Here is a 13,657-nt window from a genome sequence, read left to right as displayed (position 1 = left end):
TAGTAGAAAATATCTGACTGGTCGGTCGCCGAAGCAGTGGCAATAATTTGGTCGGACCCGACATTTTCGATGACATCTAAGTGACTGGTCGACGTGAAAACGGGCGATGTGGTGTCGATGATCATGGTCAGGTCTTCAGACAGCTCCGATCGGTTTCCACTGTCGTCTGTTGCGACCGCAGAGATGATACGTTCACCATCTGAGAGTGAAGCTGATGAAGGAATTACAAATGACCAAGCACCAGTGGTATTGGCTGATGTAGAGCCTACTGTGAGGCCATCAACCAAGATTTCGACGGATGAGAGGGGCTCAGCATGTCCAGTAATTCGCGGCGAAGTAATCGAGGTTAAATTATCAAAATTAGAAAATCCCGAATCAAATAGATTGGTAAGGTCCAGAGCATCCGGGGCAGATGATGCCTGATCATCTAAATCGTTAACGATCAGACTAATTGTTTTTTCCGAACTATTACCAGCCAGATCTGTTGCAAGAACGGTTACAGAAAAAGAAGGCTGATCTTCAAAGTCGGGATTGAGATTGAGTCGAAGCTCCCCATTATCAGCATCAATCGAGAAAACGCCTGCATCATCGAAGGAATCCTGCTGAATACTATAAAGGGTGCTGGTATCATCAATCGAATCAGCGGTGTAAATCAACTGGTTAGCACCACTATTTTCATCGATAAAATAAGTATTCGTACTGCGGATAATTTTGGGGGCTTGATTATCGATAGTCAGCTCAAGTTCGAGTGATGTCTCAGAGGAATTACCGGCCTGATCTGTTGCCTGAACAGTGATGGCAGTGGTACCAGAATTCAATGCGTGGGTGGCAGGAAGCTCAAAGCTCCATTCACCACTGGAATCCGAAAGAACAGAACCAACCGATAAGCCATCTGCAAAGATTTCTACAGTAGAACCAATCTCAGCAAACCCTTCCAACACTGGTGTACGGTCACTGGAGACATGATCTGAATCGGAGCGACCGGTATCAGATCCACCATTTAATTGAGGTGTAGAGGGAGCATTCGGGGGCGTGATGTCAGATGGTGCTGTTACAACAGTGGAGACAACCGTCTGCTCGAATAACAATCCATCTGCATAGGTGATCAAAGCACGAAGCTGATGAGCAGCCACATCATGTGAAATCGTAAATGTTTCACCAGTGGCAGTTGCCAAAGACTCCCAATCGAGCGTCTGATCAAGGCGAGATTGCCATTGAATATAGATGGATTCATCACGTGTGGTGTAGCCATCAGGATCAAACGTATTTTGAATCAGCTGCAGCTGATTACCGAAGGTGAGATCACCCAAAATGGAATATGTTCTAGATCCAGTATCAGACTTAAGCGCATCAGTCAAATCTGCAGCTGTAAGGTCAGAATTCGTGAAATCGACATGAGAAAGGTCGACGTCGTTGAAAATAATATTTGCCAGATTGAGACCAGAAAAATCAAGCCCGCTTAAATCAGCACCCTGGAACGAAACTTGATCTAAATTACGTGCCGCTGTAATTGAAGGTGTGACTGAAAGATCAGTGTGTGCAAAAACAGCATCTGCAAGATCCACATTCGTAAAATCGCCCCTGGATAGATCAGCAGAATCAATAACCAAGCCGGCTAGATCAAGATTGGAGAAATCAAGACCACTTAAATCAGCACCATCCAATATGGCAAGGTTTAAATTGAGTGCCGAGGTAATCGTTGGCGCAGCCGATAGATCAGAGCCTGTAAAGTCTGTGTCCGTAAGATCTGCATTTGCAAAGTCGACATTCCTTAATGTGTTGCCAGAGAAACTTGCTGTAGTGAGATCAGAACTTGTAAATTCGACATTAGTAAGATCAGAATTTGTGAAAACTGCTGACGAAAGGTCAGCGCCTGTAAAATCAACATTTGAGAGATCTGAAGACTCAAAAGTAATCGTCGACAAATCAAGCCCAGAAAAGACTAAGCCACTTAAATTGACATCATCAAAGAGGGCTTTGTTTAAATTATCTGCCGCTGCGATTAAAGGTGAATTTGTGAGATCAGAATCCTGAAAGCTTGCATCAGCAAGATCAGCCTGCGAAAAATCGACGCCAGTCAGATCTATATCTATAAACTCAGCACGGTTTAAATTAGAGCCTGAAAGATCAGCACCTGACAGTTGCGAATGGGAGAAATCAACATCAGAGAGATCAAACCCGCTGAGATCAGCATTGGTGAGAAGCTTATTCTCGCCAACCTGATAGCCGTGAATCTGATTTTCAGAGCTGTTACCATAGACATCAGTGGCAAGAATTGTGAACGAATAAGTATTTGCTGAATGAAAATCTGGAGTGCCGGCTAAAACAACATTTCCTGTATCAGTGTCAATCGTGAACTCGGAACTGTCATCGGCAGAACTCTGAAGGAGTTGATAGGTAACAGGTGATTGATCATCAACATTAGAGGTATAGATGCTAAAACCAGATGCACTGTTAGCACGAACAGGTATGCCTCTAGAACCTGACAAGAATCTGGGGGATATTTCATCCGGGATATCCAACACACGAATGCTTAATTGCTGCGAAGCCAGATTACTATTTGAATCTGTGGCGGCAACAATAACATCGTAAACATTGTCACCATTCTGATCTTCAGGATCTTCGAAATCAGGTGCACTTATAAACATAAGCTCACCTGTTGAGGAGTCGATAGAAAATAGGCTTTGATCCTCACCGCCCGTCAAAGACCAAACAACAGGCTCATTCGCAGCCATGCCATGAACCAATAGGGTGTTCTTTTCATTGATCGACGTCTGGGAAGCTGCAGCACCTGCAAGACCCGATAGACCTGTAATCAATGGAAGTAGATCGATGGTGAGGTTGAGACTGTTGGATGACGTTGAAAATTCATAACGGAAAAGAACGGCATCGTGATTATTCGCATCCGAGTCATCATCGCCAGACCAAATCCACACGGGATCACCACTACGGTTACCCCAGGGATTGGTATAACTACTCACGTTCTGTGGCACCTTCCACAAATCAGAATCTGAGGAATCATATTCAGCTGTGTTCCAACCATCAGGGAATATCAGAGAATTACTGTTGTAACCACCAGCATTTGGATTGTTATCGGCGATGAAGACTTTCCAATCATCAACTTGCGATGTGCCAACAGTATTACCGGAGGCATCTGCAAGTTGAGCTGTCATCGCAGCAACACCACCGGAATCATAGGATTCAATTGCCAGAACATTATCACCATCAAGAAGAGTGAAATTATCAAAGACATACTTCGTTCCCCATGAATTGGTGCTTCCCAAGGAATCACCATTCAAATAAACTTTTGACCAGTTGTCTGTTGTGGTTGAAATGCTTGTTGGGACAAAAACATTGTCAGCAGCCGCTGCAGAGATATTTCCAGCTACATCCGTAGCCGATACATTGATATGGTGAGAACCTTCTCCAAGAGGAGAATCAACGACAAAGATCCAATTGCCACTGGCATCTGCCGTAGCGCTTCCAAGCGAAAGAGTCTCTGTGGAAAGCTCTACCAAGGCATCAGGTTCTGTAGTACCTGTAAGCATTGGTGTGGTGTCACTGGTGATCTGATCACGATTCGAGACACCCGTATCAGAACTGGGATCAAGATTGATTGTTAGTGATGGAACGGTGCTATCAACGCTCAGCTTCAGAAGGGAAACATCCGACTCATTCCCAGCGACATCTGTAGCTGTCGCTGTGATGTCATGACTGCCATCAGAAAAAGCATCACTTGTATCAACCGTGAAACTCCAGTTCCCACTATTATCGGCAGTAGTAGTCACTAACGAACTTGATCCTGCAAGCAGCTCAATTGTGCTGCCGGCTTCTGCTGTACCCGTAAAGGTAGGAGTTGTGTCATTCGTGATGTTGTCCGTGTTGGATCTGCCGGTGTCAGAAACAAGCAAAAAAGCCGGCTTTGATGGTGCCGTCTTGTCGATGGTTATCGTTAGAGCATCGGATGCCAAAACCTTTTTAGCATCTCCAGTCAGTGCAGCATCCAACCCAGAAATGGATGATGCATTTACAAGAGTATTTCCATTGGTCGACAACCCAGGGTAAAAAGCAACAAGACCGCTTTCATTGCCGGAAATATGTTTGGCCTGAATATCCGATTGACTACGAGGAATATTCCAGACCCTGACATTAGAGATGTCGCCATCCAAGTAATCATGTTTATCTCCATAGCCAATCATCAGAGGGCCATTGCTTGAATCGGCTACAAAATCAGGAAATATCGTTTGCTCAGCTTGAAGCACACCGTCAGCGTAGATTCGCGTCAATCCAGTCGACGAATTACGAGTAACACTAATATGAACATATTGATCAACAGGAACCTTGTAACTCGTGGTCAGACCGACCGTTCGCCTGACATCCGATGCATCATATCCATATTGCTGGAAAAATAATCTGCCATCATTAGCAAGCCAGAGACCATAGGATCGATTGATTTCGACTTTTCCGGGTGCATTTCTGCCAACCAATCGGACCCAGTCATTACTATATTGGTCAATGCGAACGGTGGCCTCTAGTGTAATGCTCCCCCTGATATCAAGTGCCGAAATATCATTTGCTGTTTGTGCAAAATCACCACTTCCGTCGAGTCGTAAAACAGAGGACGTACTGGACAGATTGCCAGCGACATCGGTCGCCTTCGCTGTGATGGCATGACTGCCATTAGGAAGAGCACTGCTCGAGCCAACCGTGAAACTCCAGTTCCCGCTGCTGTCTGCAGTGGTGGTCCCTAACGAACTACTTCCGAGAAACAGCTCAACAGTGCTACTCGCTTCTGCTGTTCCTGTAAACGTAGGAGTTGTATCGTTTGTCAGATTGTCACTCTTGGATGTTCCTGTATCAGAATTTTCGGCTAGATCAGGTACCGATGGTGCTGGTGGTGCCGACGTATCGGTGGTGATCGTCAGGGCAGCTGACGCATCGGACTCATTTCCAGCAGCATCCGTCGCCTTCGCTGTGACGGCATGACTACCATCGCTGAAAGCATCACTTGAATCAACCGTAAAACTCCAATTCCCGCTGCTGTCTGCAGTGGTGGTCCCTAACGAACTACTTCCGAGAAACAACTCAACAGTGCTACTCGCTTCTGATGTACCTGTAAACGTAGGAGTTGTATCGTTTGTCAGATTGTCACTATTGGATGTTCCTGTATCAGAATTTTCGGCTAGATCAGGTACCGATGGTGCCGCCGGTGCAGATGTATCAATGGTGATCGACATATTGGGGGATGCCGCATCGGCGTTCCCTGCGGCATCAAACGCTTTCGCCGTTACCGAATAAGTGCCATCAGAAGCTTCGGAACCAAATGTGAAGGTCCAATTCCCACTGCTGTCAGCTTGAGTCGTTCCTACGGAGGTATTTCCTGCAAACAACTCAACCTTGCTGTTGGCTTCTGCTGTACCTGTGAGGGTCGGAGTGGTGTCGCTCGTGATGTTGTCACTGTTCGATGGCCCCGTGTCTGAAGCTGCAGCAAGATCTGGAGTTGTTGGCGGAGAAGGCGCAGATGTATCAACCGTGATGCTTAACTCGCCCGATTCAGACGACTGATTTCCAGCAGCATCCGATGATGTCGCAGTAATAGAATGGATCCCATCCGAAAAAGCATCAACAGTTAAACTCCAGTTACCACTTCCGTCAGCAGTCGTTGTTCCTAGTGAATTGCCACTGTCGAACAATTCAACCGTGCTACCGGCTTCTGCAGTGCCGATCAGCGTTGGCGTTGAGTCACTCGTGATGTTGTCGCTGCTGGATTTTCCAGTATCAGAACTTGAATCCAGATCAGGTGTTGACGGTGTTGTGATCACCGTGTCAACAGAGAGATTGAGGGCCGGTGATGGATCGCTGGTCACCGGCGATCCGCCCGACGAAGTCGTTGTGACGTTGATGGCATAAGAGCCATCGGCCAAAGGCGAAGAGTTGGAAACAGTGAAAGACCAGGCACCGCTGCCATCAGCAACAGTGTTACCAAGTGACGTTCCACCGGATGAAACAACAATACTGTCGTTGGCAGATGCAGTCCCTGTGATAGTGGGGGTATTGTCAGATGTGATGTTGTCGGAATTCGAAATTCCAGAGTCTGACGCTGCACTCAGATCTGGAGTCGATGCCGCAGCGACATCATTAATGGCAAGGGAAACATCCTTACGGGACGAATAATTCACAGCATCGGTCGCAACCAATGTGAATGTATAACTGCTCTTCGTTTCATAATCAGGATCATTAGTCAGCGTAACCGCCCCGGTAGAGCTGTTGATCGTGAATGAACCCGCTGATGTACCGACCTGATCACTCCGGAGTTCACTCACCAATGTTGACTGATCGGAGTGATAGAGATCAAGAACCGCTCCGCCGCCATTTTCATAAAATTCAATTTTAATATCGTGCCAGGAATCTTTCTCAAGACCGCTGACTGTGAAGGTATCCCAAGTCGGGGGATGATCATTCCATCGATTCAACACTTGAACATCATCAATCCAGATGCGCACGCCATCATCACTCCTCACTTTCCAGGTATTGCTTCCCTGGGCATAGGCTTGGATCTGTCCCGTAGCACGAACTGAGAATGTATTTTCATCACCTCCCTTATCCTTGTCATACTGATCATTGATGTTGATGGTCGACTCATAATTAGTCGCCCTGAGTGTATTGAAAGTTTTACCCTCATAAAGCTCAACTTTTAAACCATTGCCCTGCAGCAGCCCAAAACTCACATTGGAAGCATCTGTTGCTGTTGCTGTATAAACAACCTGGGCACTACCAGTGTTCTCATTGATCGCTGTTGCAGTTGTTCCGCTGGTGATTGCTGGAGATGCCGTATCGACGGTGATCGTTAGAGCACTGGACGCACTGGACAGATTGCCAGCGGCATCGGTCGCCTTCGCTGTGATGGCATGACTGCCATTCGGAAGAGCACTGCTCGAGCCAACCGTGAAACTCCAGTTCCCACTGTTATCGGCAGTAGTAGTCCCTAATGAACTTCCACTATCGAACAACTCAACTGTGCTGCTCGCCTCTGCTGTTCCCGTAAAAGTAGGCGTCGAATCACTAGTGACATTATCAGTGTTGGAGCTTCCTGTATCAGAACTGGAATCAAGATCAGGTGTTGATGGTGTTGTAATACCTGTGTCGACGGTGATCGTCAGAGCACTGGACGCACCGGACAGATTGTCAGCGGCATCGGTCGCCTTCGCCGTTATGGAATAAATACCATCAGCCAGTGCAGAAGCAACCGTAAAACTCCACTCACCACTACCAGCTGGGGTAGCTGTACCCAATGAACTTTCACCGGCAAAGAGTTGAATCGTACTGCTTGATTCAACTTCTCCAGTAAAGGTCGGCGTTGCATCGTTGGTAATGTTATCTGTATTCGAGATACCCGTATCAGAGTTTTGCTCAAGATCAGGAGTAGCTGGAGGAGTATTAAACACGCTAATCAAATTCCCGCTCACATCACTGATATTAACCGATGCTGCTGCACCAGCTAACCAGTTATCCGCGGCAGCCAAGTTGTACGTCGACCCACCATCAGAGCTGGTTCCATTCTTATTCAACAACCCGCCTACATTCAGTTGATCGGCTTCATTCAAAGTCACACTAAATGTTGTTTGGGAAGCCACCTCCACATCACTTGATGTCAACGTATAGCTGCTGCCACCCTCACCAGTGATCGACAGTTTTGAAACATCAATATCATTAGAGGCACCATCTTTTGTTAAAAAATTCTGACCTGATACCGTTAGCGTTCCGTTCGCTGCATCGTAAGTAGCAGATTGAAGTTGTACACTTACACCAGTGGCCTCATAAACGCGAACATGACCACTATTAGTACCACTAGTCCCGTCCGCAACTGGAGCGCCAATAGCAACTGTTCGTCCATCAGTCGAAATTGACAAACTTCGACCAGACAGGTCACCGGCAGCTTCTCCATCAATGTCTGAGCCAACCTGAAGCCATTGATCACTCCCATTTCTCTGAAAGATCCTCACATGGCCGGAATCATCACCATTGCCATCATTAAAAAAGGCACCAATTGCAACTGTACTGGCATCTGAAGAAAGAGCCGTGTCCCCACCTGATAGATCTCCTGCAGCTTCACCATCTATATCAGAGCCGATTTGATCCCACTTCGTATCAGTCTGATTCCACTCGTAAATACGTACATGACCCGCGTCCTCACCATTACCATCATTATTTATGCCACCTATAGCCAGCGTTCGTCCATCCCCTGAAAGACTTAAAGTACCTTGTCCAGATAAGTCGCCGGCAGCCTCGCCATCAAGATCTTGCCCTTTTTGATCCCATCGATTATCACTACCATTCCATTCATAAACACGAACATGACCAGCTCGATGTCCACTACCACTATTATAAGGAGCGCCAATCGCTGCGATTAGACCATCATCAGAGAGTCGAACATAAGCCGCTCGGTCGGCAGCATTTTCGCTGTCAATATCCTGCCCTTTTTGATCCCATTGATTATTACTACTATTCCATTCATAAATACGTACATGTCCAGACGCATATCCATTGCCGGAATTACTATTGGCACCTGCTGCCATGATCTTACCGTCAGCCGACAATTGAACGGCATGTCCGCCCCAATTGTCATTGCTATTTTCACCATTAATATCTTGACCCTTTTGGTCCCATTGATTACCACTACTATCCCATTCGTAAATACGAACGTGACCAGATCTATCACCATTTCCATCATTGTGTGCGGCACCAATCGCGAGTGTTAATCCGTCTGCTGAAATCGAAACATTACCAGAGTAATCGTCAGCAGCCTCTCCATTAATATCTAGCCCTTTTTGATCCCATTGATTATTACTACTATTCCATTCATAAATACGAACATGACCAGAGTTATTACCATTTCCATCATTGCCTCCGGCACCAATCGCGAGTGTTAATCCGTCTGCTGAAATCGAAACATTACCAGAGTGATCGTCAGCAGCTTCACCATCAATATCTGCACCGACTTGTTTCCAAGTAACGACTGTGTTGGCGTGTGAGATTGTAATACTATTTCCACTCGTGTCACTGATATCAGCCGATGCTGCCGCCCCTGGCATCCAATTATCTACAGCTGACAGATTATAGTTAGTGCCGCCATCTGAGCTAGTTCCGTTCTTGGTAGCGATGCTATTTACATTGACCCAATCAGCCAGATTGAGTTTCACGATAAATTGCACATCAGACGTTATCTCCACATCAGTTGAAGTCAGAGTGTAACTCGTTCCACCCTCCCCAATGATCGACAACTTGGATACTTCAACGTCATTATTCGATCCATTCTCCTTCACAAAATTCGTACCCGTTACCGTCAACACCCCGCTCGACGCGTTAAAAGCCGCTGAACTCAGCGTTGGATTGGCCACATTCGACACCGTGATCCCATTGCTGCTCGCATCACTGATATCAACCGATGCTGCTGCACCTGCAACCCAATTGTCCGCCGCAGCTAAGTTGTACGTCGCCCCACTATCAGAGCTGGTTCCATTCTTATTCAACAACCCACCTACATTCAGCTGATCGGCTGCATTCAAGGTCACACTAAATGACGTGCTTGAACTCACCTCCACATCAGTTGATGTCAATGCATAGCTGCTGCCGCCCTCACCAGTGATCGACAGCTTCGATATATCAATATCATTATTCGATCCATTCTCCTTCACAAAATTCGTACCCGTTACCGTTAACTCACCGCTTGCGGCGTCATAAACCGCTGAACTCAGCGTTGGATTGGCCACATTCGACACCGTGATCCCATTACTGCTCGCATCACTGATGTCAACCGATGCTGCTGCACCTGCCACCCAATTGTCCGCGGCAGCTAAGTTGTACGTCGCCCCACTATCAGAGCTGGTTCCATTCTTATTCAACAACCCACCTACATTCAGCTGATCGGCTGCATTCAAGGTCACACTAAATGACGTGCTTGAACTCACCTCCACATCAGTTGATGTCAACGTATAGCTGCTGCCGCCCTCACCAGTGATCGACAGCTTCGATATATCAATATCATTATTCGAACCATTCTCCTTCACAAAATTCGTACCCGTTACCGTCAACACACCGCTCGCTGCGTTGTAAGCCGCTGAACTCAGCGTTGGATTGGCCACATTCGACACCGTGATCCCATTGCTGCTCGCATCACTGATATCAACCGATGCCGCAGCACCAGACAGCCAATTATCTGACGCCGCTAAATTATACGTTGCACCACTATCAGAGCTGGTTCCATTCTTATTCAATAATCCACCTAGATTCAGCCTATCTGTAGCATTTAGTGTCAAAATGAATTGCGTCCCTGAAATTATATCCTCATCCGCAGTAGTCAACGTATAACTACTGCCGCCATCGCCAGTAATTGACAATTTGGACGCATCAATATCGTTACTTGAACCATTCTTGCTCACGAAATTTGTGCCCGTTACCGTTAACTCACCGCTGGAAACATCATAAGTTGCTGAACTCAGCGTTGGGTTGGCAACGTTTGACACTGTAATCCCATTACCGCTCGTATCACTGATGTCAGTCAATGCTGCTGCACCTGCCACCCAATTGTCCGCCGCAGCTAAGTTGTACGTCGTCCCGCCATCAGAGCTGGTTCCATTCTTATTCAACAATCCGCCCACATTCAGCTGGTCAGGCGAATTCAATGTCACAGTAAATTGCGTACTGGAGCTCACCTCTACATCACTTGATGTCAACATATAGCTGCTCCCACCCTCACCAGTGATCGACAACTTCGACACATCAATATCGTTACTCGATCCATTCTTTTTGATAAAGTTCGTACCCGTTACCGTCAACTCACCGCTTGAAACATCATAAGTTGCTGAACTCAGCGTTGGGATGGCCACAATGGTGATCGACAGAGCACTGGAGGCATCGGACACGTTTCCAGCGGCATCGGTCGCCTTCGCGGTGATGGAATAGCCTCCATCCGATGCCCCCCCCCAGCCCGAATAAAGCTGTACCTCGGCAATGTTGGCATTACCTCCATTTATAAAGTAACGGTAATACCTATAAGTAGAGCTATGCTCAAGATCAACGTTTGTGTACTGACTTTGCTGAGGAGATGAGCTAATTACATGCAAATCTGTCCAATCTTCTTGATTATTACTAGCCTGGAACTTTCCACCTACCATCCGAGAAGAATGGCCCCCTCGTGGATAGTAAGCAATTCTCTTGATCAATATCTCTGAACCAAGATCAGCCCCGGTGTAATACGGGCCTGAACCAACAAAGTCAACAAATGTGCCTTCATTATCATCCCACGCATTAGATCCACCAGTATTCTGATTGTTATATGTAGAGTGGCCACTATCAAATAGCGAAAGGGGTTCATTATCGATAAGTTCATTGCTAGTAGAAGTCAATGACCAATTACCCGAGCCATTTGTTGACGTTGTCCCTAATGAACTAACTCCAGCAAACAGCTCAACTGTGCTGCTCGCCTCTGCTGTTCCCGTAAAAGTAGGCGTCGAATCACTGGTGACATTATCAGTGTTGGAGCTTCCTGTATCAGAACTGGAATCAAGATCAGGTGTTGATGGGGCCGTTGGAACCGAGGCATCAATGGTGATCGTTAGAGCGCCGGACGCACTGGACAGATTGCCAGCAGAACTTGTTTTGGCTTTGGCTGTAATTGCATGACTGCCATCCGAAAATGCACCACTCGAATCAACAGTGAAACTCCAGACTCCACTGGAATCTGCCGTTATTTGTCCTAACAAGTTGCCATCATCAAACAACTCAACTATTGCGTTCGCTTCTGATGTTCCCGTTAAGGTTGGAGTAGTATCAGCAGTGACATTGTCAGTATTGGAACTACCAGTGTCTGAATCGCTATGCAGATCAGGCGACGAAGGAGCAGAAGGCGTATAACCCAAGTCAAGAACGTAAAAACCACCAGGATCATTCCACGCGACAACACCATAAAGGTTATTATTAATTTCAATGCTATCAATATGACGAGAATTATTCAGCCCTTCGGACGAGACATAAACAGGAGAAGATGTATTTGTCACATCCGCGATTACAACGGCATCATCAGCTTGAGAAGCAAACAATGCAAACGTCGAATCTCCCTGCTTGACCAACTCGACGCTAATAACTCCTTGCAGCTGATTAAAACCATCTTGACCGTCTACAAATTTATAGCCCTTTACAGGGTTCGAATAATCAGTAAATTCAATGATTTGTACAGAATTATTTGGACTTGAGACAGAAAATGCATAGTGTCGACCGCCAATTTCAGCGGTACTGATTTCCGATGGTTTATCAATTGAAGTGATCGTCGACAAAACAGATGGACTTGTTGGATCAGTAACATCAATAATTTGTATGGCTTCGGAACCGGAACCGGATGCCACCAACATCAGTGTCTTTTCACCAACATCAGCGACAGTGAGCCTTCTCGCTCCATCCAGGACATAATTGCCACCAGAACTGCTTCCACCATGACTGATTGATGCTGCAGCAGTCGGTGACGTCGGATCAGTAATGTCGATTATCTGTACGCCATCGTCATCAATGGAAGCAATCATTGCATAATATTTAACCCCAATTTTTGCAACGGCAACTCCATGGGCCCCATCAAGCTCATTAAAACCGCCTTGGCCATCCCTTACAAAACTTGCAAGGGTAGGACTAGAGGGGTCTGATAAATTGACAATTGAAACAGCATCTTCTCCCCAGGCGGTCACAACGGCATAGGTCACACCGCCAATTTCAATCGTTCTCACACCATGCGGATTAGCAAAGGCTGTGAAGTCACCCATATTTTCATAAATTACAGAAGTATTTGCAGGTTGACTGGGATCTTCCAGACTCAAAACCTGGATCGACATATCACCTGGCGTTGCAATAATTGCGTAAGGAATATTGTCAATGAATGCTGTAGTCATATCTCTAGGATATTTCAAATAATCAAATCCACCCTGATTATCCGTCAGTGATGCTATAATTATTGGATTCGATAAAGAAGCTGGTGAAGACGCTTCAGCCTCAAACTCAAGACCATCGATATTGATGATGAACTGATCATCGTTAGTCCACTGCTGAGGCCGACTTTCATCAGTGCTGCGAAGAATTGCAGAGAACAGCTCACCTTCATCACCCGGTGTATCGAAATCATTGAGAACGGCATCAAGATGATGACCAAGTTCTTCGGTCAGAACCGCAGAAATCTCCTGATCAGACGCTTCCGCCAACCACTCCTGGTTCAGGAAGATCTGAGACAGGTCTTCCACATAGGCACCACGCGCCCCAGCGATGTCCTTGCTGGACAACGTCTCGACTGCCGGAAGCGCTGAAAAATCAGACGCACCCCACTGATCCAGCAGCTCAACCAGCTGCTGGGGCTCCTCTTCCAGTAGCAGCGCCTGCTGTGCCGCCGCCAGCAGCGAGCCATCCTCTGCCCAGCCACGCAACTGCTGCGTCCAGCCCAGAAGCCATGGCTTGATGTGGGAGTCGCGACTCATGACAACCGAGGCATGACAGGCATGGACCCCCGACAAAGGCCGAAGGTCGGTAACCCGAATCTCACCTCAGCATAGTTTTCCTGTGCAATTTTGCCAGGAATATTGCAACTTCCAGAACCGCTGCAGCGCAGGCATTCTCCCTGATA

Annotated in this window: 1 protein-coding gene (cut by a window edge); it reads right to left on the bottom strand. The window is 46.8% G+C overall.

Annotated elements, in window-relative coordinates; translation table 11 throughout:
- On the bottom strand, positions 1 to 13,511 hold the beginning of the coding sequence (locus SynA15127_RS04805; protein WP_186485216.1) for an Ig-like domain-containing protein. The gene continues 13,618 nt to the left of window position 1, outside the view; 13,511 of the gene's 27,129 nt are visible here — the first part of the coding sequence; it begins with the start codon at positions 13,509 to 13,511; the stop codon falls past the left edge of the window.
- Between the last annotated feature and the right edge of the window lie 146 nt (positions 13,512 to 13,657).

Origin of the sequence: Synechococcus sp. A15-127, from assembly GCF_014280215.1 — a bacterium.
GTDB lineage: Bacteria > Cyanobacteriota > Cyanobacteriia > PCC-6307 > Cyanobiaceae > Parasynechococcus.
The sequence above is the reverse complement of the archived record's forward strand: the minus strand, read 5'-3'. Positions and strand labels throughout refer to the sequence as shown.